This window comes from Nocardia sp. NPDC055002 (assembly GCF_053608825.1).
Genome location: NZ_JBSGWE010000013.1, coordinates 67,712 through 89,426, shown reverse-complemented (window position 1 = coordinate 89,426; position 21,715 = coordinate 67,712). Strand labels below are relative to the sequence as shown.

At 66.7% G+C, this 21,715-nt stretch carries 19 protein-coding genes; 9 read left to right on the top strand and 10 right to left on the bottom strand.

All coding sequences use genetic code 11. The annotated features are described in order from the left end of the window. Positions 1 to 142 precede the first annotated feature (142 nt). From mnmA to ACWF99_RS32620, 4 genes are all read right to left on the bottom strand, one after another. Complete coding sequence (mnmA, locus tag ACWF99_RS32635) at positions 143 to 1,261, bottom strand: tRNA 2-thiouridine(34) synthase MnmA (protein ID WP_378633331.1); 1,119 nt, start codon at positions 1,259 to 1,261, stop codon at positions 143 to 145. Beyond that, on the bottom strand, positions 1,261 to 2,481 hold the full coding sequence (locus tag ACWF99_RS32630; protein ID WP_378651521.1) for a cysteine desulfurase family protein: 1,221 nt from the start codon (positions 2,479 to 2,481) through the stop codon (positions 1,261 to 1,263). Before ACWF99_RS32630 ends, mnmA begins: the two co-directional genes overlap by 1 nt. Positions 2,482 to 2,695: 214 nt before the next feature. Then, positions 2,696 to 3,130 carry an ester cyclase gene (locus tag ACWF99_RS32625; RefSeq protein ID WP_378633327.1) on the bottom strand — a complete coding sequence of 145 codons (435 nt, stop codon included), beginning with the start codon at positions 3,128 to 3,130 and terminating at the stop codon, positions 2,696 to 2,698. Positions 3,131 to 3,178: 48 nt separating this feature from the next. Then, positions 3,179 to 3,442: a hypothetical protein gene (locus ACWF99_RS32620; protein WP_452538273.1), complete on the bottom strand. Its 264-nt coding sequence runs from the start codon at positions 3,440 to 3,442 to the stop codon at positions 3,179 to 3,181. 90 nt (positions 3,443 to 3,532) lie between these two features. On the opposite strand from ACWF99_RS32620, the gene ACWF99_RS32615 reads away from it, so the two are divergent. From ACWF99_RS32615 to ACWF99_RS32595, 5 genes are all read left to right on the top strand, one after another. Beyond that, a complete protein-coding gene (locus tag ACWF99_RS32615) occupies positions 3,533 to 4,111 on the top strand; it encodes a dihydrofolate reductase family protein (protein ID WP_452538272.1) in 579 nt (192 codons plus the stop codon). A gap of 46 nt (positions 4,112 to 4,157) precedes the next feature. Further along, positions 4,158 to 4,643, top strand: a complete 486-nt coding sequence (locus ACWF99_RS32610) for an Lrp/AsnC family transcriptional regulator (protein ID WP_378633322.1) — start codon at positions 4,158 to 4,160, stop codon at positions 4,641 to 4,643. 198 nt (positions 4,644 to 4,841) lie between these two features. Next, positions 4,842 to 8,315 (top strand): indolepyruvate ferredoxin oxidoreductase family protein, encoded by a 3,474-nt coding sequence (locus ACWF99_RS32605; protein ID WP_452538271.1) that lies wholly within the window; start codon positions 4,842 to 4,844, stop codon positions 8,313 to 8,315. A 181-nt stretch (positions 8,316 to 8,496) separates the two neighbouring features. After that, positions 8,497 to 9,579 (top strand): Glu/Leu/Phe/Val dehydrogenase dimerization domain-containing protein, encoded by a 1,083-nt coding sequence (locus ACWF99_RS32600; RefSeq protein WP_452538270.1) that lies wholly within the window; start codon positions 8,497 to 8,499, stop codon positions 9,577 to 9,579. Beyond that, positions 9,576 to 11,069 (top strand): APC family permease, encoded by a 1,494-nt coding sequence (locus ACWF99_RS32595; RefSeq protein WP_378633315.1) that lies wholly within the window; start codon positions 9,576 to 9,578, stop codon positions 11,067 to 11,069. Before ACWF99_RS32600 ends, ACWF99_RS32595 begins: the two co-directional genes overlap by 4 nt. Before the next feature lie 57 nt (positions 11,070 to 11,126). Here ACWF99_RS32595 and ACWF99_RS32590 read toward each other — a convergent pair whose 3' ends face one another. After that, positions 11,127 to 11,861: an IclR family transcriptional regulator gene (locus ACWF99_RS32590; protein ID WP_452538269.1), complete on the bottom strand. Its 735-nt coding sequence runs from the start codon at positions 11,859 to 11,861 to the stop codon at positions 11,127 to 11,129. Then, a complete protein-coding gene (locus tag ACWF99_RS32585; RefSeq protein ID WP_452538268.1) occupies positions 11,858 to 13,351 on the bottom strand; it encodes an APC family permease in 1,494 nt (497 codons plus the stop codon). The genes ACWF99_RS32590 and ACWF99_RS32585 overlap by 4 nt, the downstream gene beginning before the upstream one ends. A gap of 238 nt (positions 13,352 to 13,589) precedes the next feature. Here ACWF99_RS32585 and ACWF99_RS32580 point away from each other — a divergent pair, with 238 nt between their 5' ends. The 4 genes from ACWF99_RS32580 to ACWF99_RS32565 all read left to right on the top strand — a co-directional run bounded on the left by ACWF99_RS32580 (position 13,590) and on the right by ACWF99_RS32565 (position 17,803). Next, positions 13,590 to 15,155 carry a flavin monoamine oxidase family protein gene (locus ACWF99_RS32580; protein ID WP_452538279.1) on the top strand — a complete coding sequence of 522 codons (1,566 nt, stop codon included), beginning with the start codon at positions 13,590 to 13,592 and terminating at the stop codon, positions 15,153 to 15,155. A 29-nt stretch (positions 15,156 to 15,184) separates the two neighbouring features. Next, on the top strand, positions 15,185 to 15,829 hold the full coding sequence (locus ACWF99_RS32575) for a Rid family hydrolase (protein ID WP_378651542.1): 645 nt from the start codon (positions 15,185 to 15,187) through the stop codon (positions 15,827 to 15,829). Positions 15,830 to 15,975: 146 nt separating this feature from the next. Further along, on the top strand, positions 15,976 to 16,827 hold the full coding sequence (locus ACWF99_RS32570) for a 3-hydroxybutyryl-CoA dehydrogenase (RefSeq protein ID WP_452538267.1): 852 nt from the start codon (positions 15,976 to 15,978) through the stop codon (positions 16,825 to 16,827). A 163-nt stretch (positions 16,828 to 16,990) separates the two neighbouring features. After that, a complete protein-coding gene (locus ACWF99_RS32565) occupies positions 16,991 to 17,803 on the top strand; it encodes an AfsR/SARP family transcriptional regulator (RefSeq protein ID WP_452538266.1) in 813 nt (270 codons plus the stop codon). A gap of 165 nt (positions 17,804 to 17,968) precedes the next feature. Here ACWF99_RS32565 and ACWF99_RS32560 read toward each other — a convergent pair whose 3' ends face one another. The 4 genes from ACWF99_RS32560 to ACWF99_RS32545 are packed head-to-tail and all read right to left on the bottom strand — an operon-like array spanning position 17,969 to position 21,702. Beyond that, entirely contained in the window at positions 17,969 to 18,208 is a 240-nt protein-coding gene (locus tag ACWF99_RS32560; RefSeq protein WP_452538265.1) for an acyl carrier protein, read from the bottom strand. Positions 18,209 to 18,239: 31 nt separating this feature from the next. Next, a complete protein-coding gene (locus tag ACWF99_RS32555) occupies positions 18,240 to 19,454 on the bottom strand; it encodes a ketosynthase chain-length factor (protein ID WP_452538264.1) in 1,215 nt (404 codons plus the stop codon). Further along, positions 19,451 to 20,752, bottom strand: a complete 1,302-nt coding sequence (locus ACWF99_RS32550) for a beta-ketoacyl-[acyl-carrier-protein] synthase family protein (protein WP_387447240.1) — start codon at positions 20,750 to 20,752, stop codon at positions 19,451 to 19,453. Before ACWF99_RS32550 ends, ACWF99_RS32555 begins: the two co-directional genes overlap by 4 nt. After that, a complete protein-coding gene (locus ACWF99_RS32545) occupies positions 20,749 to 21,702 on the bottom strand; it encodes a UbiA family prenyltransferase (RefSeq protein ID WP_452538263.1) in 954 nt (317 codons plus the stop codon). The genes ACWF99_RS32550 and ACWF99_RS32545 overlap by 4 nt, the downstream gene beginning before the upstream one ends. Between the last annotated feature and the right edge of the window lie 13 nt (positions 21,703 to 21,715).

Genomic DNA, 21,715 nt, shown 5'->3' with positions numbered 1-21,715 from the left:
CAACACCTTTCGTGTCGTCTGGATCAGTGGTCCACACCGGATCGGCGCCGACCACCACGAACCGTGCGCCGCACCACGGCGCGGGCCGTCACCCGCCATCCTGCCGTGCGCGCCGACTACCGGCGCACCCACCACGACACGATCAGGCTGACGCCGCCGACGAACCGGACTCGACGTCCGCGGCACGGTCGGTGCCGTTGATGGTGCCGCTGCCGATCACGGTGTCGCCGCCGTCGTCGTCGGGCAGGTACAGCACGATGGCCTGACCCTTGGCGACGCCGGTGAGCGGCTCACGCAACCTGGCGACGAAGCCGTCGCCCTCGGGCTCGACCACGGCCGGCGCGGTCCCGCCGTGCGCGCGCACCTGCACGACGCACTCGATCGACGAGGTCGGGCGCACGCCGGACGTCCAGATCGCGCGGTCGGCGGTGACGATGTCGACCTGCAGATCCTCGACCGAACCGACCTTCACGGTCCCCGAATCGGGATCGATCCCGGTCACATACCGCGGCTTGCCGTCGGCGGCGGTGTGGCTCAGGCCGAGGCCCTTGCGCTGACCGACGGTGAACCCGTGCACACCCTCGTGACTACCGAGCACCGTGCCGTCGGAATCGACCAGCGCACCGGGCCGGATGCCGATCTTGGCACCGAGGAAGGCGCGGGTATCCCCGGACGGGATGAAGCAGATGTCGTGGCTGTCGGGCTTGTTCGCCACCGCCAGCCCACGCTCGGCGGCTTCCTCGCGGATCCGCGGCTTGGGGGTGTCACCGACCGGGAACATCGCCCGCGCGAGCTGCTCGGCGGTGAGCACCGCCAACACGTAGGACTGGTCCTTGTCCGCGTCGACAGCACGACGCAGTACACCCTCGTCGAGCCGCGCGTAATGCCCGGTCACCACCGCGTCGAAGCCCAGCGCCTGCGCGCGATCGGCCAGCGCGGAGAACTTGATCTTCTCGTTGCAGCGCAGGCACGGGTTCGGGGTCTCCCCCGCGGCGTAGGCGGCGACGAAGTCGTCGATCACGTCTTCCTTGAAGCGATCGGCGAAATCCCAGACGTAGAACGGGATTCCGAGCACGTCGGCGGCGCGACGCGCGTCACCGGCGTCTTCCTTCGAGCAGCAGCCACGCGACCCGGTGCGCAGCGTGCCCGGGTTCGCCGACAGCGCCAGATGCACCCCGACCACCTCGTGCCCGGCGTCCACGGCCCGCGCCGCGGCCACCGCGGAATCGACACCACCACTCATCGCGGCGAGAACTCTCATCAGGCACCTCCTCTAGCGCCGGCCAGGCCTGCGGCCCTGGCCCGATCGATGACCTGCGGCAGCACGGTCAACAGTGTTTCGACATCGGCTCCGGTCGACGTGTGACCGAGCGTGAAGCGCAGCGAACTGCGCGCCTGCCACGGTTGCACACCCATCGCGATCAGCACATGGCTGGGCGAGGCGACGCCCGCGTTGCAGGCCGAACCGGTGGAGCATTCGACACCGGCGGCGTCGAGCAGCATGAGCAGCGAGTCGCCCTCGCAGCCGGGGAACGTGAAGTGAGCGTTGCCGGGCAGTCGTTGCGCGGGCCCGTTGAGCACGGCATCCGGCACCGCGGCCCGCACACCGTCGATCAGCTCGTCGCGCAACGCCCGCAACCGCTGAGCGCGCGCGGGCAGGTCGGTGACGGCATCGCGCAGCGCGGCGGCCATCCCGATCGCCGCGGCCACATCGGAGGTACCGGAGCGCAGGTCGCGTTCGTGCCCGCCGCCGTGTACCAGCGGCACACACGGCACACTTCGGCCCAGCAGCAGTACGCCGATCCCGTGCGGACCGCCGACCTTGTGCCCGGCCACGCTCAGCGCGGCCAGCCCGCTCGCGGCGAAGTCGACCGGAATCTGGGTCACCGCCTGGATGGCGTCGCTGTGCATCGGGATGTCGAATTCCTGTGCCACAGCAGCCAATTCGGTGATCGGCTCGATGGTCCCGACCTCGTTGTTGGCCCACATCACACTGACCAGCGCCACCTCGTCGGCATGCGCGGCGAGCACCTCGCGCAGCACCTGCGGCGAGACGACGCCCTCCGCGTCGACCGGCAGCCAGCTGACCTGCGCGCCCTCGTGCTTCTCCAACCACTCCACGGCATCGAGCACCGCGTGATGCTCGACCGAGCTGGTGACGATCCTGGTGCGCCGCGGATCAGCCGCCCTGCGCCCCCAGAAGATCCCCTTGACGGCGAGATTGTCGCTCTCGGTACCCCCGGAAGTGAAGATCACTTCGGACGGCCGCGCACCCAGATCAGCGGCGATCGACTCGCGCGCCTCTTCCAGCGACCGCCGCGCCGCCCGCCCCGATCCGTGCAGCGAGGACGCGTTGCCGACCGCCCCGAGGGCAGCCGTCATCGCCTCGACGGCGGCGGGCAACATCGGAGTGGTCGCCGCGTGATCGAGGTAGACCGTCTTGGGCGCACCGTTGACCGGACCCGAATAAGCCGACTTCATGACCGACAAAGCCTATACCACCGCTGACCTGGTCATCTTCGGGGTCCACCCCTGCTTCCTACGATTTTTCGACGATTTACCCAGGATCCTCAACGCGGGCATCACCGATCGGTATTCCCGGATCGACGGGACAGACGCCGGGAATCCGCTCGATCAGATCGACCTCAGCTCCCTCCGTGCGTCATTGCGTGGGTGCGGTCTGCCACGTCACGGGTCAGGTTGTCGCGGAGTGCGCCGCCGGGACTACGCCGAGTTGCTGCATCATCCCGAGCGTGTCCCAGGAGGCCCAACTCTCGATGATCTTGCCGTCCTCGAAACGATTGATCGTAATTCCCTGAACAACTGCCGATTTGCCGGTGGCGGGCATACCCATCATCTCGCCGTCATTGGTTCCGGTTCCCGTCCATCGGGTGGTGACGAAGTCGCCTTCGGCGATCTGTTCGTTGATCAGGAACCGTTGATCCGAGAAAGCGGCGAGATACATCTGCACGAGCCGCCTGAGGCCTTCGGGGCCATGAACCTCGGCGAACGGGTTCTGCGGATCGTGGTTGATGCAGCCGTCGGCCATGACCTCGTCGAAGACATCGAGGTCTCGCGAGTTCCACGCGTCGAAAATGCGCTTGGCTGAAGCCTTGTTCTGCTCTGACATGGCGTTTCCTAACTGGTAGTGACGCCGAACCGGCGAAGGGGCTCGTCACTACAGGCAGCCTTCGCCGCGCCCGGCGTTCAGCATGGTGTGACGCTCGGGCCGCGATGCCGACGGAATCCAGCCGTCACAACCCGATACGAGGACGCTGCCATCACGGAGGATGCCCGCCCAGATGTTGCCCGGCAAGCATTCGACTCCCCACCGGGCGCAAACGTGAAGCCGGTGTACGGAATAATTGTGCGCCTTTTTCGCAAGCAAGGTAAGGGGCGACAGCGAGAAAGCGCGGCCGGATACACCGAAGGCGACGACCACCGGGCCTCCCCGGTCGGCGCGCCGCGCGATGAGTTTTCCGGGGCGACGTCGTCTGCATCGATACATCCCGCAGACGACAAGGAGAATCCGATGGCGACCACGTACACATTCGATGTCTTTTCCAGCCTCGACGGCTATGGCAGCGTCAGCGGGGGCGACTGGGGTGGGTACTGGGGCAAGCAAGGGCCGGAGCTGCTCGGCCACCGGCTGGCGCTGTTCGAGGTGGATCAGCGGATGGTGTTCGGGCCCAAGACCTATCGGGCGTTCGCGGAGATGCTGGCTTCGGGCGACGTGGCGGAGGTGCGTGACCCCTGGGTCACCCGGATGCGCGATCTCCCGGCGACGGTGGTGTCGAGCACGCTGGAGGGGCCGCTCGACTGGCCGGACGCGACGATCGCCCGCGGTAACGCCGTCGACGTGGTCGCCGAGCTCAAGGAGAAGTCCGCCGTGCCGTTGCGCTCCCACGGCAGCCTGTCGATGAACCGGGCGCTGATGGCCGCGGGGCTCGTCGACCGCGTCCAGGTGACGGTGTTCCCGGTGATCACCGGACAGACCGGTGACGACCCGATCTTCCGGGGTGCGGCCGACTTCGACCTCGAACTGCTCGAGAGCCGGACGCTCGACGGCGACATCCAGGAACTCGTCTACCGGCCGTCCCTGCACGGCTGAGATCAGGTGTGCGGTTCCCGGGTTCGGTGCGTGTCAGAATGCGCCCATGACCATCAAGTTCGACGCGCTCGATGCCGCCTTGCTGGCCGAACTGGCCCGTGACCCGCGGGCGCCGATTCTCGAGCTGGCGCAGCGACTCGGGGTCGCCCGCAATACCGTGCAGGCGCGGATGAAGCGGCTCGAGGCGTCGGGTGCCGTGCGGGGCTATCCGCCCGATATCGATGTGCAGGCCATCGGGTTCGCGGTGCACGCCTTCCTCGGCATCGAACTCGATCAGAACAAGATGGATCCGATCATCGAGACGCTGCGCGGGTTCCCGCACGTCCTCGAGGTGCACGCCACCACCGGCCGCGCCGATCTGCTGGTGCGCATCGCCGCGCAATCGCAGCAGGATCTCCTGGAGATCATCCAGCGGGTGCACGCCATCGACGGCGTGAACCACACCGAGACCATGCTCGCCCTGGCCACCCCGATCGGGTATCGGAGCCTGCCGCTGGTCGAGCACCTGACGAACCGGACGAATCAGCCGTGATGTGACCCAGGTCTCTCGTCCTCGAGCAGATTGACACATCCAGCCCAGTGGTACAGATCACTTTTGAGCAGACTGATCAACTATTCGACTGACTGTTGACACCGATTGCCCCTCCACGGCACATTTCGCAGCACCGATAGCAAGTTCCTTCGTTGCGCAGCTCACGATCTGGGTTGTGGAAAGTGTGGTGAGGCGTTCATGACCACCGTCGTCTGTGCGACTGCCCGACCGTCGGCCGAGCCGGCCGCGCCCTACGACCTCGCCGATCGCTACCGCTCCGGCGCGGGCCCGGTGCTGCTGACCGGGGTCCAGGCCATCGCCCGGCTGCTGGTGGAACAGCACGTGCGCGATATCCGCGCCGGTCGCCGCGTCGCGACGTTCGTCTCCGGCTACCAGGGCAGCCCGCTGGGCGGGGTGGACAAAATGCTGCTCGGCATGCCCGAGGTGCTCACCGAGCACGACATCACCTTCGTCCCCGGGTTCAACGAGGAACTGGCCGCCACCGCGGTCTGGGGCAGCCAGGCCGAGGTGCCCGCCGGGCGGCCGACCCACGACGGCGTGGTCGGAGTCTGGTACGGCAAGGGTCCCGGCGTCGACCGCGCGACCGACGCCATCCGGCACGCCAACATGTACGGCGTGAATCCGCGCGGCGGCGTGCTGCTGCTGGTGGGCGATGATCCGGCCTCGAAGTCGTCGACCGTGCCCGCGGTGAGCGAACGCTCGCTGGCCGCCATGGGTGTGCCCGTTCTGTTCCCGCGCAATGCCGAGGAGATCATCACCCTCGGCATGCAGGGCATCGCGATGTCGCGCGCGTCGGGTTGCGTGGTGGCGTTGAAGATCGTGGCCGATGTCGCCGACGGGGCGTGGACGGTCGGCGCGGATGTAGCCGACCTCGCGCTGACGGTGCCCGAAGTACAGTGGGAGGGAACAACTTTCGTCTACCGGCAGCGGCCGATGGCGGCTCCGACCGACAGCGTGCTCGCCGAAGCGGACCTGTACGGGCCCCGCTGGGCGACGGTGCACGCGTACGGTGCGGCCAACGCTCTCGACGTCGTCGAGGTGGACCCGGCCGAGGCGAAGGTGGGGATCGCGGCCACCGGCACCACCTTCGACGCGGTCCGCCAGGCTCTGCTGGATCTGGGTGTCGACGAGGCGACCATGCACCGCGCCGGAATCCGGTTGCTGCGCATCGGCATGCCCTATCCGCTGGGCACGGCCGCGCTCACCGAGTTCGCCCGCGGGCTCGAGCAGTTGATCGTCGTCGAGGACAAGACCGCGTTCATCGAAACGCAGGTCCGCGAGATCCTCTACGGCACCCCGGACGCGCCCCGCGTGCTCGGCAAGCAGGACGAGCGCGGCGCGCGCCTGATGCCGGTCGACGGCGAACTCACCGCCGGACGGCTGCTGGCGCCGCTGCGCCGGGTGCTACGCGGACGGGTGGAGCTGAAAAGGGCAGCGCCGCCGGCACTTCCGCTGGAAGTTCTCTCCGCCAAGCGGACGCCCTATTTCTGCAGCGGCTGCCCGCACAACCGCTCCACCGCCCTGCCCGACGGCTCGATCGGCGGCGGCGGCATCGGCTGCCACACCCTGGTCACCATGTCCGGACGCACCGACAGCGCGGTCACCGGGCTCACCCAGATGGGCGGTGAGGGCAGCCAGTGGATCGGGCAGGCGCCGTTCACCGATGTGCCGCATCTGTTCCAGAACATCGGCGACGGCACCTTCTTCCATTCCGGGCAGCTGGCGATCCAGGCCTGCGTCGCGGCCGGGGTGAACATCACCTACAAGCTGCTCTGGAACGAGGTCGTCGCGATGACCGGCGCCCAGGACGTGGAGGGCGGGATCACCGTCGCGCAGCTCACCCACAAACTCACCACCGAGGGTGTCCGCAAGGTCGTCATCTGCGCCGATGAGCCGAAGCGGCACAGCAAGCGAGCGCTGGCGAAGGGCACGCTGTTGTGGCATCGCGACCGGCTCGACGAGGCGCAGAAACTGCTGCGCGAGATCGAGGGCGTCACAGTGCTGATCTATGACCAGCACTGCGCCGCCGACGCCCGCAGACAGCGCAAGCGCGGGACACTGCCGACCCGCAACACCCGGGTGGTGATCAACGAGGCCGTATGTGAGGGCTGCGGTGATTGCGGCGCCAAGTCGAACTGCCTGTCGGTGCAGCCGGTCGAGACCGAGTTCGGGCGCAAGACCCGCATCGATCAGACCTCGTGCAACACCGATTACAGCTGCCTGGACGGCGACTGCCCGTCCTTCGTGACGGTGGAGGTGGATCCGGCCGAGGGCAAGTCCCGGCGGCGCGAACCCGTCGAGCCGCCCGCCGTGGCCGACCCGGGCGTGGGCGCGCCGACTCGCACGCAGAACGTGCTGATCGCCGGAATCGGAGGTACCGGCATCGTCACGGTGAACCAGGTCCTGGCCACCGCCGCCCTGCGCGCGGGCTACGAGGTGGAGAGTCTGGACCAGATCGGCCTGAGCCAGAAGGCCGGCCCGGTGCTGTCCCACCTGCGGTTCTCCACAGGGGAATTGGAGCCGGCCAATCGGCTCACTCCCGGCAGCGCCGACTGCCTGCTCGCCGTCGACCTGCTCACCGCCACCGACCCCCGCTACCTCCAGTACGGCGACGCGGCGAGCACCGTGGCAGTGGCGTCGACGAGCCAGACCCCGACCGGCGACATGGTCTTCGACAAGTCGGTGGCCTACCCGGCGACGGACACCCTGCTGGATCGGCTTGCCACGGTGACGAATTCGATCAGTCACTTCGACGCGCTCGCGGCGGCGCTGACGCTGTTCGGGAACACGGCGGCGGCCAATTTCCTGATCGTGGGCGCGGCCGTCCAGAACGGCGGGCTGCGCCTGCCGGTCGCGGCGATCGAGGAGGCCATCGGGATCAACGGTGTCGCGGTGAACGCCACCATCGCGGCGTTCCGGTGGGGGCGCGTCGCCGTGGCCGATCCGGCGGCGTTCGCGGCGGCGGTCGACTCACGTCGGCCGCGACGCACCCAGCCGGTGGCGCCCGCGGAGCTGCTGGCGAACACCAGCGTCGAGGGCGAGGTGCGCCGGATCGTGGAGCTGCGAGCGGCTCAGCTGATCGGCTACCAGAACGCGAAAGTGGCGCTCCGCTACCTCGAGACGGTCGAATCCGTCTGGGCGGCAGAACGTTCGGTCACCGAGCGCACCGAATTCAGTGCGGCGGTCGCGCGCGGGCTGTACAAGTTCACGGCCTACAAGGACGAGTACGAAGTGGCCCGGCTGCTCGTGGACCCGGACTTCCTCGCCGACGTGCAGGCCCAGGTGCCCGGTGGCGAGAAGCTCACCTACAAGCTGCACCCGCCGATGCTGCGTGCGCTGGGCCGCGACAAGAAGATCGGTCTGCGGCCGAAGTCGCATGTGGCGCTGAAGGTTCTGGCCAAGGGCAAGTTCCTGCGCGGCACCAAGCTCGACCCCTTCGGCTACGCCCACGTCCGCAAGGTCGAACGCGAACTGCTGGCCCACTACACCGATATGGTTCGCCGGCTGGCACACGATCTGACCGCCGAGAACTACGAAACAGCCACCGCGGCAGCCGCACTGACCGATGTCGTGCGCGGCTACGAGGACATCAAGCTCGGCAATGTCGAGCTGTACCGCGCCGGGCTGCGCGAGCTCGGTATCGAGGACTGACCGAACCACGCTGCCACCGAACCCACGGTGCCACTCGGCTGCCACGACCCACGGCCGAGCGCCCCGCGGTACCACCACGTCGCCGCACCAGCGGCACAACGGAACCGCCGCGTACCCGCGGCATCACCACACCGCGGCCAGGGCACAACCCTGGTGCGCGGAAACCGGAAAGGAATCGACAGTGACCGTTGCGCACACCGAGGCAGGAGTCTTCGGCCGATCGCACGAGTTGAGCGCCCGCGCCCACGAGCAGGTCGTGTTCTGCGAGGACGACAGGTCCGGGCTGAAAGCGATCATCGCGATCCACTCGACCGCACTCGGCCCGGCCCTCGGCGGAACCCGCTTCTACCCGTACGCCGACGAATCCGCGGCCCTGCAGGACGTGCTGCGGCTGTCCTGGGGGATGACATACAAGGCCGCCGCGGCCGGTGTCGACCTCGGTGGCGGCAAAGCGGTGATCATCGGCGATCCGGCCACCCTCAAGAGCGAGGACCTGCTCGCCGCCTACGCGCGGTTCGTCGAAACCCTCGGTGGGCGCTACATCACCGCCGGTGACGTGGGCACCAACACCGACGATCTGGATGTCATCGGTCGGCACACCCGCCACGTCACCGGCCGCAGTGTCGGCGCGGGCGGCAGCGGCGACAGTGCCCGGCTGACCGCGCTCGGCGTCTTCCACTCGATGCGCGCCGGAGCCGAATTCGTCTGGGGCGCACCGACACTGGCCGGTCGCACGGTCGGCGTCGAGGGTGTCGGCAAGGTCGGGCGCGAACTCACCGCCCTGCTGCTGGCCGACGGCGCCGAGGTCTGCGTGACCGATGTGAACGAGGCGGCGCTGCGGCGCATCACCGGCGAACTGCCCGCCGTCCGGCTGCTGTCGACAGTGTCCACCGCGCCGGTCGACGTGTACGCCCCGTGTGCGATGGGCGCCACCCTCACCGCGGCGAGCGCCGCGACGATCGAGGCGAAGCTCGTCTGCGGCGCGGCGAACAACCAGCTCGCGACACCCGAGGTCGAGCAGGCGCTCACCGACCGCGGCATCACCTGGGTGCCCGATTTCGTGGCCAATGCCGGTGGCCTCATCCAGGTGGCCGGTGAACTGCGCGCCGCCACGCCGGCCGAGGTCGAAGCCGAGGTCGCCGACATCTACCCGCGCTGCCGCGAGATCATCGCCGCCGCCATCACCGAGGGGATCGGGACCGGCGCCGCCGCCAACCGATTCGCCGAGCGCCGTCTCGATGCCATCCCGCGGTCGCTCTCATGACGAGCAAGAGCGGCTTGTTCCGCACCAAGTCCGTCGAGCAGTCGATCCGCGACACCGACGATCCCGATGCCAAGCTGAAGAAGGATCTGACGGCCAAAGACCTGACGATCTTCGGTGTCGCCGTGGTGATCGGCGCGGGCATCTTCACCCTCACCGCGCGCACCGCGGGCACCGTGGCGGGACCGGCGGTCTCACTGGCCTTCGTGTTCGCGGCGATCGCGTGCGGGCTCACGGCCCTGTGCTACGCGGAGTTCGCCTCGACCGTGCCGGTGGCGGGCAGCGCGTACACCTTCGCCTACGCCACCTTCGGCGAGGTGATCGCCTGGATCATCGGCTGGGATCTGATCCTGGAGTTCGCGCTCGCGGTGTCGGTGGTCGCCAAGGGCTGGTCGCAGTACCTCGGCGACGTGCTCGGGTCGTCGGCGCCGGTGGTGCACTTCGGATCGGTGACCTTCGACTGGGGCGCGGTGGTGATCATCGCGGTGGTCGGCGTGCTGCTGGCGACCGGGACCAAGCTGTCCTCGCGGGTCTCGGCCATCGCCGTCGCGATCAAGCTCGGTGTGATCGCGCTGGTGCTGGTGGTCGGCGCGACCTACTTCAAGCCGTCGAACCTGACGCCCTATATCCCTCCCGCGCAACCGTCGGCGAAGGCCGAGGGGATGCACCAGTCGCTGTTCGCCTTCCTCACCGGATCCGGCGGCACCAGCTACGGCTGGTACGGCCTGCTCGCCGCGGCCAGCCTGGTGTTCTTCGCCTTCATCGGCTTCGACGTGGTCGCCACCACCGCCGAGGAGACACGTAACCCGCAGCGCGATGTCCCGCGCGGCATCCTGGGTTCGCTCGCGATCGTGACGGTGCTCTACATCGCGGTCTCGGTGGTCCTCACCGGCATGGTGTCCTACACCGAACTGGCCGACGGCAATGCCACGCTCGCCACAGCTTTCGCCATCCACGGCGATACGTGGGTGAAGAACATCATCGCCATCGGTGCCCTCGCCGGGCTGTCGACGGTGGTCATGGTGATGTTCCTGGGCCAGACCCGAGTGCTGTTCGCCATGGCCCGCGACGGCCTGCTCCCCCGGAGTCTGGCCCAGACCGGTAAGAAGGGCACGCCGGTCCGGCTGACCGTGCTCGTCGGCGTGGTCTGCGCGCTGCTCGCCGGATTCGTCGACTTCGGCACGCTCGAGGAAATGGTGAACATCGGCACGCTGGTCGCCTTCGTCCTGGTGTCGATCGGCGTCCTGGTGCTGCGCCGCACCCGTCCGGATCTGCAGCGCGGGTTCCGCGTCCCCTTCGTCCCCGTGGTTCCCATCCTCGGCGCCCTGGCCTGCCTGTGGCTGATGCTCAACCTCTCGATCGAGACGTGGCTGCGGTTCGTGATCTGGATGGCCCTCGGTGTCATCGTCTACTTCGCCTACGGGCGCCGACACTCGGTTCTCGGCCGCAAGCGACCGGATTCCGCGGAACCGGAGCTGACACCGGTTCGATAAACCCCGCATGCCCGTCAAGCCCGGCGATCCCCTGATCGCCGGGCTTCGCGCGTGCGCTCAGAGTGTCAGCTGATCGGCCGCCGCCGTGAGCAGGTCGATGAGGTCGCGATCGTGCACGGGCAGGCGGCCGGTCTTGCCGATCGCGGCCAGGGCCCCGGTGACGGTGCCGTCGGCGGTGCGGACCGGGACCGCGACGGCGCTGCGGCCGCGGCGGCATTCGTTCACCTCGACGGCGACGCCGTCCACGGCGACTCGGCGCAGCTCGGCGGCGAGATCGGCGGCGTCGGTGATGGTGGAGGTGGTGACCCTGCGCAACGTTGCCTCGACCACGGATTCGGGATGCCGCGCCAACAGGATCTTGCCGATAGCGGAGGCGTGCGGGCAGGTGAGCAGCACCTTCTCACCACTGAGCTCGTGGTCGGGGTCCTTGTCGATCATCCTGATGCGGCCGTCGGCGAAGGAGGCGAGATGGATGCCGAAGCGCAGCTGGGCGCGCAGTTCGCCGAGGATCCGGGGATTGCCCGAGACGGGCTCGGCCGCCCCGGCGAGTTCACGGGTACGGCGGCCGAGGGCGAAACCGGACAGGTCCTCGATCCGCACCAGGTACCCGTCGGCGACAAGCAGATTCAGCAGGCGGTACGCGGTCGCAGGGGCGATGCCGGTCTGCGCGGCGATGTCCTTCGCGGTGGCGCCCGAACCCAGTCGCGCCACGGCCTCGAGCAGCGCGAGGGCCTTCTGGACAGCCCTCGGCTCGTGCCCGGTCGGGCCGTCGCGGCGGGTCGTCGTTGTCACTGTTCGGCGCGGTCCGCCCCTACCAGGGCCATCGCGCCGCGGGCGTTGACGGCGAACACCCCGGCGCCGGGCAGGACGTCCGCGGATTCGGGACTGTCGAAAACACCGATGGCCATGAGACTTCCGGGACAGCTGTCCCGCAGATAGCGATACCAGCCGGCACCGGCCAGCAGCACCGCGAGCACCGTCGCGGGCGCGACCACCACACCCTCGCTCGCATCCGACACCGTCAGACAGGCCAGCACCGCGGCGAGCACCCCACTGCCGACCCACCCGGCGACGAGGTCGGCGCGGCTGCGCTCGCGGATCCGGCCGAGGAACAGCACAGCACCCACCGCGACCAGGATGTAGGACAGCGCGAGTGCCGTGCGCATCACGGTCTTGGCCGCGGCGGGCACACCGTCGAGCGCGACGAAACCCGAACCGACCGTCGCGACGATGCCGATGATCACCACCAACGCCACGTGCGGGGTCCGCAACCGCATGCCGACGCGGCTGAGAACCCGCGGCAACACACCCTCCACGCTCATCGAATACACAAGCCGCGACGCGGCGTTCGACGAAGCCATCGACGACCCGAGCCACGAGCACGTCAGCCCCGCGTCGAGCAGGATCACCACGAGCAGACTCGACCCACTCGCCGTCCCGTGCAGATACGCGTTCACCACCGCCCCCGCATGCCCGGACCAGGCCGCCCACGACGCGAAGATGAACAGCGCCCCGCACAGCACCGGGGTGAGCAGCACCGTTCGGGTCACGGTGACCAGCGGACGCCGCGTCTCCGGTGCGAAGAACGTGGCGCTCTCGAAACCCGCGAGCGCGAACAGCGCCGACATCGCGATGGCCAGCACCGCGGGAACATTCGGTGCGGCCGGGGTGATCGCGACAGCAGGCCCCGACACCAGCATGAGGCCGATGATGAAGGCCAGCGAACACGCCTCGACCGCCAGGATCGCGATCGCGGCGAACCGCACACCACGCACCAGCACCGCGCCGATCAGCACCGCGATGCCGAGATAGACGGCCCCGATCTGCCAGCCGCGCAGCGTGATTCCCAGCTGCGCTGCCAAGGCCAGAGCGGTCTGCGACCCGTGATACATCGTCAGCGACGCACTGCCCAGGTACTTCACCAGCATTCCGACACCACAGGTCAGCGCCGCGCGCGGTCCGGCGCCGTGGCTGACGAAGGTGTAGAGCCCACCCGCCGCGGACAGGCGCCGGGTGAACTGTGCGACGCAGTACGCGATCAGCGTGATGACCAGCGTCGCGATGACGATCGTCACCAGGCCGGGCAGCAGGGCGTTGTGGGTGAGCATCGTGACCGGCAACAGCACCATCGACGCGGCGGGCGCGGTGGTCGCGATCGACTGGCCGAGCAACGCCACACCCGGCAGTTGCCTGCGCCCCAGCGCCCGCAACGGCGACACCGCGGGGCGCTCGGGTTCCCCGGCCGCGAACGAGCGCGCGACCGCGTCGGCCAGTGCCGTCATCCCACACCTCCCAGCGTTGTCGGTGCGGGCGAGGATATCCAGACCTGGTTTCGGCGGTATTGCGGGCGCGAGTCGACCGGTGGCAACCGAGCGAGAAAGTGACGGCGGGCGATCCCACTCGCCGACCGGTGAACGTTTTCCGCGGCGTAGCGGCACCGACCCACCGTCGACGGACGCTGTCGCAGAACGGATATCGCGGCGGACGGAGCTACCCATGGCAGTCACCAGAAGATCATTCATGCAGAGTCTCGGCATCACCGGCGGGGCCGGCCTCGCCTACGGCGCGATGTCGACCCTCGGCCTCGCGCCCGCCACGGCGCAGGTGTCGTTCCGCTCGCCCGCCATGGGCGACCTCATCGGTAAGAGCGACGGTGGCGCGAAAGTGGCGATCCTCGGCGGCGGCCCCGCGGGGTTGTGCGCGGCCTACGAACTGGGCAAGGCCGGATACGACGTGACCGTGCTCGAAGCCAGGAAGCGAGCGGGCGGGCGGGTGTGGTCGGTGCGCAACGGCACCACCGAAACCGATCTCAACGGCGAAACCCAGAGCTGTACCTTCGCCGACGGGCACTACTTCAATCTGGGCGCCACGCGAATTCCGCAGGGCCACATCACCCTCGACTACTGTCGCGAACTCGGTGTCGAGATCCAGCCGTTCGGCAATCAGAACGCGTCCACCTTGGTCAACTATCAGAGCGGCACCTCGATCTCCGGGCAGTCGGTGCAGTACCGCGCCGCCAAGGCCGACATGTACGGCTACATGTCCGAGCTGCTGCAGAAGGCCGCGACGCGGGGCGCACTCGACGACGTGCTCTCCGGCGCCGACAAGGAAGCGCTGTCGTCGTTCCTGCGCGATTTCGGCGACCTCTCCAGTGACGGCCGCTATCTCGGCTCGACGCGGCGCGGCTACACCGCCGAACCCGGCGCGGGTCTGAACTTCGGCGAACAGCCGAAGCCGTTCCCGATGTCCGACACGATCCGCAGCGGTCTCGGCCGCAACTTCAGTTTCGAATTCGGCTACGACCAGGCCATGATGATGATGACCCCGGTCGGTGGCATGGACCGCATCTACGCCGCCTTCCAGCGCGAGATCGGCACGCAGCGCCTCCATTTCGGCGCCGAGGTGTCGGCGATGAAGAACACCCCCGAGGGTGTGCGGATCGAATACACCCAGGACGGCGCGCGCAAGTCCCTCGACGCCGACTACTGCATCTGCACGCTGCCGCCTCATCTCGTCGGCCGACTGGCCAACAACCTGCCCGCCGACGTGCTCACCGCGCTGAAAGCGGCGATCCCGGTGTCCTCGGGCAAGCTCGGCATCGAGTACTCGCGCCGCTGGTGGGAGCTCGACGACCGGATCTACGGCGGCGCGAGCAATACCGACAAGGACATCGCGCAGATCATGTTCCCCTACGACCACTACAACGGTGACCGTGGCGTGGTGGTCGGCTACTACAACACCGGCAAACGTCATCAGGCCTTCGAATCGCTCACCCACCGGCAACGTCTGGCGAAGGCTGTCGACGAGGGCGCGGCGATTCACGGCGACAAGTACCGCGCCGACATCGCCTCGTCGTTCTCCGGCAGCTGGCGGCGGACCGAGTACTCCGAGGGCGCGTGGGTCGGGTGGTCGGGCAGCAGCTCCCACGGCGGCGAGGCCACCCCCGAATACGCGAAGCTCCTTGCCCCCGTGGAGCGCATCTACTTCGCCGGGGACCACCTGTCCAACGCGATCGCCTGGCAGCACGGCGCCTTCACCTCCGCCCGCGACGTGGTGACCGCCCTGCACGCTCGCGTCGCCGCCTGAATCTCTCACCCCGACAAGGAGTATCGACCATGAAGACGACGATCACCCTGGCCGTGACGGCCCTCGCGGCGCTGACCCTCACCTCCTGCTCGGCCGACCCGGCCGAGTCGAAGCCGTCCGCTGCGCCGAGTACCTCGGTTCTCGAAGCGGGACAGGCGAATCCGATGATCGCCCAAGGCGTGACGATCGCTGCCGACGCCACCGTCTACAAGACCAGCGGCCTCGGCCCCACCGCCACCAACAAGGCCGCCCCCACCGGCAGCCCCGAATCCTTCATCGACACCCAGCAGTTCGCGGACGCGAAGCTGCCGGCCGGTGTCACCGTCACCGAGGCACAGGGCATGTCGGTGCTGGCCAGAATCCGGGAGAACCTCGAAGCTCAGGGCCTGACCCTGGACGACGTCATCACCATGCGCGTGTTCCTCGACAACGCCCCCGGCACCGACCGTGCCGACTACGCCGGCTGGAACCGCGCCTACCGGCAGTTCTTCGCCAATACGAACCTCACCACCGGCGACACCGAGCTGGTCCCCCTCGGCAGCGCCGCCCCGGCCGCACCCCTGGTCCGCAACGCGGCACGACCGAGCCGCTTCGCCCTGGAAGTGGCGAGTCTGCCGGTGGCGGGGTGGCTGGTCGAAGTCGAAGTCGACGCTGTGTACCCGGCCCGTAAGTGAGCCGGCTCGCCTGACGAATTCCCTGGTCAAGGTCGCGTCCAGCCGGTGCGATAACTCACGTTCTCGCCAGCCTGTGGCACTGAGTGCCAGCCCGGGTGAAATAATCCCCGGGACAGCCAGGGCAATGCGATGTTGGGAGTTCTCCAGTGGAGTTGATCGGTGTAATCGGAGGCGGCACGATGGGCGCGGGGATCGCGGAGGTGTGCGCCAAGGCGGGCAGCTCGGTGCTCGTGCTCGAGACGAAGCCGGAGTTCGCCGAGGCGGCACAGAACCGGATCGCCACCTCGATCGGCCGTGCCGTGACCAAGGGCAAGATCACCCAGGACGAGGCCGACGCGGTGCTCGCGCGGGTGCGCGTCACCCTGGACATGGACGAGTTCGCCGATCGTGACCTGGTGATCGAGGCGGCGCCGGAGATCGAGGCGCTCAAGTACGAGATCTTCGGCAAGCTGGACAAGATCGTCAAGCCCGAGGGCATCCTCGCCACCAACACCTCCTCGATCCCCGTGATCAAGGTGGCCGGGGCGACCGAGCGGCCCGAGCGGGTCGTGGGCGTGCACTTCTTCAACCCCGTGCCGGTGATGCCGCTGGTCGAGATCATCTCGACCCTGGTAACCGCGCCGGAAGCGGCCGTGGCCGTCACCGACTACGTGAAGAACACCCTCGGCAAGATGGCTGTGCAGGCCGGTGACCGCTCCGGGTTCATCGTCAACGCGCTGCTCATCCCCTACCTGTGTTCGGCGATCCGGATGCTCGAGTCGGGCTACGCCACCGCCGAGGACATCGACGCGGCGATGAAGGGCGGCTGCGGCTACCCGATGGGCCCGCTGACGCTGCTCGACACCGTCGGCCTCGACATCGCCCTCGCGGCGTCGGAGTCGCTCTACGCGGAGTTCGCCGAGCCGCACCTCGCCCCGCCCGCGCTGCTGCGCCGGATGGTGGACGCGGGCCGACTGGGCCGCAAGACCGGACGCGGGTTCTACGACTACGCGAAGTAACGCTGATTCCCGCAGGAGCCAGGTGCTCCTGCGGGAACCTCGGCAGCGGCACGACCCCGACAGACCCTCTGCCCGATCGATGCTCCCCTAGCATACGCAGAAACTGCACCCCGACTCGCAGTCGTGTTAGATTGTGGTCGATCCACTTGGAGGGGGAGTACTAATGGGCATACAGTTGTTGGGGCCGCTCGAAATTTCTATTAACGGCCATTCAATCGTGCCAAGCGCCAATAAACCACGTCAGGTACTGGCTTTGCTAGCCATTCGATGCGGTCAAGTCGTTCCTGTTTCAACACTGATAACCGAACTATGGAATGAAAGACCGCCGCGTAGCGCTGCAACCACATTGCAGACATATATTCTCCATCTGCGCTCTCACATAACGGCGGCGAGCTCGGATTCATCAGAGATCTCCGCCAAACACTACTTGGTTACTGATGTCGGCGGCTACAAGCTGTCCCCAAATGTGGGGGCTTCCGATCATGACAGCTTCCACACCCTCACGGCGCGCGCCTTCGCGATGCGCGAGGAAAAGAACTATGAAGGCGCGTCCGCACTTTTCTCCAGAGCACTGCACCTATGGCGCGGACCTGCTTTTGTTGATATCCGAACGGGCCCGGTTCTCGATGTAGAAATAGTCGGACTGGAAGAGAAGCGACGCTACGTCCTCGAATGTCGGATCGACTCCGAACTCAGGCTGGGACGACACAGCAGCCTTCTGCACGAATTGAGCCAAATCGTCGCAGACCAGCCAGGAGACGAGAAGTTCTGTGGACAATTCATGCTTGCATTGTATCGATCCGGTTCTGCCCGACGCGCTCTGGAAGCCTTTCAACGCCTCCGACAGATGCTGGTTCTCGAGATGGGGATCGAGCCGTCGATTTTCCTGCGGCGACTTCATCAGGCAATCCTGGTCGACGATCCATGCCTCGGCCATACAGCTGACTATGACGTTCCCATATGGCTGGCCAGCTGATACAAGACTGACGTAGTTCTCGTTCAAACATGAGGTGACGCCCGGTCGAATCGAAATAATCGATCCGACGGGCGCTCCCTTCATAGCCTCTCGATTCTGTAAGCAGATCGAATAAGGTTCCATCAATCTCCTGGGCAAGACTTTCGACTGGCCGGCCATTCAGCTTCATCCAAGCTGGGAATTCACTATGTCGATCAATTCTTGGGGCGTCCTGACATCCAGCAAATACTCCTCGGCGATCACGATACCGAACTCGCGCTGAATTCGCGAAGCGGTCTCGATGACGGCGAGCGAATCATAACCCAAATACTCAAACTCAACGTTGCCGATATCGCCGCTCAGCTCCATCAGGTCACCCTCGCCCGCGCATTCAACGAGGATCTTGCGCAATTCTTCAATGTTCATATTAATATCAACTTCCCTAAGCTCGATGTTTCTAATCGGGAATAGCTCGCACTACGACCGCTGAATTGAAACCCCAGCGACCCCGGGCGAGGACGAGCGCAGCACCGACGGGCGCAGATCGCGCTGTTCCGAGGACGAGGTCGATCTGATGTTCTCCGGACGGCTCGGTGATATTTGCGATCGGCGGGATCACCGCATCCCGCATGGATAGCAGGGCGGTCACGATGTCGAGTGGCCCTGCCCCCGAAAGCAGGCGCCCGGTCAGCGGTTTCGTCGAAGTGACGGGCACGCCGTTCTCACCGAACAGCGCTACGATCGCTGCTGCCTCGTCACCGTCACGCTGGGGGACGCCCGCAGCGTCGGCGAGGACGACATCGATGTCGCCCGGCCGCAGGCCCGCGGCGGCAAGAGCAAGATCTGCCGCACGACGCAGACCGGAAGGGCGATCAGAACCCGGTGGCGGATCGAAAGTGCTGGCGTAGCCGGCAATTTCGCCGTAGGCCTTCAAAATTCCGCGGGCGCGGGCGCTCTCTGCGGACTCGACGACCAGCATGGCGCCGCCTTCGCCGGGCACGTAGCCAGCGGCGCGAACGTCGAAGGGGAGGTAGGCCCGCAATGGATCGGTTGCGGTACTGACTTCCCCGCTGGAAACCTGCGCGGCCCAGCCCCACGGGTCGAAAGCTGAGTCGACCCCGCCGGTGACGACCAACGAGGTCCCGCCTCGCACCGTGCGGCAGGCGTGCCCGATCGCGTCCAGTCCACCCGCCTGCTCGGCAACTAGCGCACTGCTCGGTCCACGCATGCCGTATCGGATGGATATTTGACCGGTATTCACCGCGTAGAACCAGGCGAATGATTCGTACACGCTGACGTGCTCGGGGCCGCGCGACCACAGCTTCTCGAACTCACGGTGCGTAAATTCGAAACCACCGCAGGCGTTTCCGGTGACCACCGCCATCTGGTAATCATCTGCCGCGGAGGTGTCGACCTTGGCATCGTCGATCGCCCACTCCGCGGCCACCAACGCCATCCGCGTCGATACATCGGTCTGCGGCAACAGTCTGCTCGGTAAATGTTCAGCCGCGTCGAAGTCGGCTACCTCGCCTGCCAACTGCGCCGCAGAGCCACTCACGTCGAACCGGGTGAGCGGTGCGATCGCTCCCCTGCCTTCGACGGCGGCTTCCCAGAAGCGCTCCGCCCCAGTTCCGTTCGGTGCGATCACACCGAATCCAGTGACCAGTGTCATGCCACCCCGCCGATCGGACTTCGCAGCACCATGGCGCTCTGGAATCCGCCGAACCCACTGCCCACGGTGAGTACGGTGGCTATCCGACGATCGCGCGCGACCAGCGGTACATAGTCCAGATCGCACTCAGGATCGGGCGCATGGAGGTTCGCGGTCGGCGGCACCACCTGATGTCGGAGAGCCAGTAACGATGCTGCGATTTCAACGGATCCGATCGCGCCGAGTGAGTGTCCAACCATCGACTTGATCGAACTCATCGGTGTCTCGTAGGCATGCTGCCCAAGACTGCGTTTAACGGCAGCGGTTTCGTGCCTATCGTTCTGCCGGGTGCCCGAGCCGTGCGCATTGACGTAATCCACTGCTGTCGGGTCGATTCTTGACTCGTCCAGCGCCGTTCGGATCGCCTCGGCCATCTCGCGGCCATCGGCTTTGAGCCCCGTCATGTGATATGCGTTGCATCTGTTCGCGTAGCCGGAGATTTCGGCATAGATCGATGCACCTCTGGCAAGGGCGGAATCGTAGGACTCGAGCACGAACATCGCCGCGCCCTCGGCGAGGACAAACCCGTTGCGTGAGTTGTCGAACGGCCGGGAGGCCCGCCCGGGATCGTCGTTGAACGAGGTAGTCGCTTTGATCGCGTCGAAGCAGGCCACTACGATGGGGGTAATAGGGCTATCCGACGCACCCGCGAGCATGACATCAGCGGACCCCTCCCGGATCAGCTGCACAGCGTGCCCGACGGAATCCAGGCCGGAGGTACACCCGTTGGAAATCATCGCAACAGGCCCCTCGGCACCGACGGTCCAGGCAACTTCCGCGGCCATCACGCTGGGAACCATGTAGTCGAACATGTGCGGTGACAGACAGGCTTCGTCGACGATCCAGTGACGACCCGAGTCCGAGAGCACCAGGTACTCCTGCTCCAGGCTGGTGGCAGCAGCTACCGCGCTTCCTAGACTTACTCCCACTCGGTGTGGGTCGAGCGCCCCGAAGTCCAGACCGCTGTCGGCGACAGCTTCTCGTGCGCAAACGACAGCGAACTGCGCAGCGCGGTCCATTCGTCGTATCTCTTTCGGCGACAGACCTTCTGCAGCCGCGTCGAAGTCCACCTCGCCGGCTACCTGAGACCTGTACGGCGCGGGATCGAAGAAGGAAATTCGGCGGGTCGCTGTACGCCCGGCGGACAGCAGGCTCCAGAACTCCGTCTGGCCGCTTCCGCCAGGTGCGCGGACACCGAGCCCGGTGACGACAACACGTCGGCTCACCGAGTACTGCCGGAGAGTTGAATTGAGCTTCACGCGGCCCAACCCCAACCGAACGAGTACCCAAGAACGAAGACCAGCAGTGTCAACGTCCCCACCCCGTAGGATGCGAACCCGGCCTTCCTCGCCACAGCCCAATTCTGTTGCACCACGCCGGACCACAACAGCAACCCTTGCACCGCCAGAAAAGGCAGAAATACGAGTACCATCGACCAGCGAAAACCGGCCTCGCGGCACAGCATGACAAGTAATCCGGCGCTGACAACGCACACGCTCAGCAGTTCGGCCCGTACCCCTTCGGGGCCGGCAACCACCGCCGTGGTGTTTCGGCCGGCGGCACGATCGCCGTCGACGTCACCCGCGTTGGAAACGGCAGGAATCGTCATCAACCAGATACCCTGCAGCAGCGTCAGATACACCACGAGCGCGGTTACACGACCGGTGATAGCCCAGTACGGCAGCAGCGTTGCGGACACCTGCCCCACGAACATCACAGCCTCACAGCCGAACGGCCTGGCACTGATCCGGACGCCCCAGTTGTACTGGACCAGAATCATCTGGACCGCCACGAAGAGGATGATGCCTGCCACCGGCACACGCCAGCCAAGTGTGCCGATGCCGACGAATCCGGTCATCAGGCCTAGAAACCAGGCCGTGGTGGCGAAAGTGACCGCCTGAGGTTCGGTGAGCATCCCCAACAGCAAGGGTTTGGTTCTGACATCGCGCGAAAGGTATTCACCTGAGTAATTCGCGGCATCACTGCCGTCCCGGAAGCCGACAACATCGTCAGCGGCGGCGGAGCTGGCGACACTGAAGATCGACGCGACAATGAAACAAACCAACGCGATCCGGGTCTCAGAGGAATCGAGGTGCCCCTCGCACCACAACACCATGGATACCAGAATCCACAGATAGAAATGTTGATAAGCGGAGACCTTGGACAACCGTACGTACGCGACTAGTTTCTCCGTCGTCTTAGCACTCATGGGACTCGTTTTC

Excerpts from the sequence above, each read along its gene's own strand:
- mnmA (WP_378633331.1), bottom strand. The coding sequence starts at position 1,261 with ATGAGAGTTCTCGCCGCGATGAGTGGTGGTGTCGATTCCGCGGTGGCC.
- ACWF99_RS32630 (WP_378651521.1), bottom strand. The coding sequence starts at position 2,481 with ATGAAGTCGGCTTATTCGGGTCCGGTCAACGGTGCGCCCAAGACGGTC.
- ACWF99_RS32625 (WP_378633327.1), bottom strand. The coding sequence starts at position 3,130 with ATGTCAGAGCAGAACAAGGCTTCAGCCAAGCGCATTTTCGACGCGTGG.
- ACWF99_RS32615 (WP_452538272.1), top strand. The coding sequence starts at position 3,533 with ATGGCGACCACGTACACATTCGATGTCTTTTCCAGCCTCGACGGCTAT.
- ACWF99_RS32610 (WP_378633322.1), top strand. The coding sequence starts at position 4,158 with ATGACCATCAAGTTCGACGCGCTCGATGCCGCCTTGCTGGCCGAACTG.
- ACWF99_RS32605 (WP_452538271.1), top strand. The coding sequence starts at position 4,842 with ATGACCACCGTCGTCTGTGCGACTGCCCGACCGTCGGCCGAGCCGGCC.
- ACWF99_RS32595 (WP_378633315.1), top strand. The coding sequence starts at position 9,576 with ATGACGAGCAAGAGCGGCTTGTTCCGCACCAAGTCCGTCGAGCAGTCG.
- ACWF99_RS32585 (WP_452538268.1), bottom strand. The coding sequence starts at position 13,351 with ATGACGGCACTGGCCGACGCGGTCGCGCGCTCGTTCGCGGCCGGGGAA.
- ACWF99_RS32580 (WP_452538279.1), top strand. The coding sequence starts at position 13,590 with ATGCAGAGTCTCGGCATCACCGGCGGGGCCGGCCTCGCCTACGGCGCG.
- ACWF99_RS32575 (WP_378651542.1), top strand. The coding sequence starts at position 15,185 with ATGAAGACGACGATCACCCTGGCCGTGACGGCCCTCGCGGCGCTGACC.
- ACWF99_RS32565 (WP_452538266.1), top strand. The coding sequence starts at position 16,991 with ATGGGCATACAGTTGTTGGGGCCGCTCGAAATTTCTATTAACGGCCAT.
- ACWF99_RS32560 (WP_452538265.1), bottom strand. The coding sequence starts at position 18,208 with ATGAACATTGAAGAATTGCGCAAGATCCTCGTTGAATGCGCGGGCGAG.
- ACWF99_RS32555 (WP_452538264.1), bottom strand. The coding sequence starts at position 19,454 with ATGACACTGGTCACTGGATTCGGTGTGATCGCACCGAACGGAACTGGG.
- ACWF99_RS32545 (WP_452538263.1), bottom strand. The coding sequence starts at position 21,702 with ATGAGTGCTAAGACGACGGAGAAACTAGTCGCGTACGTACGGTTGTCC.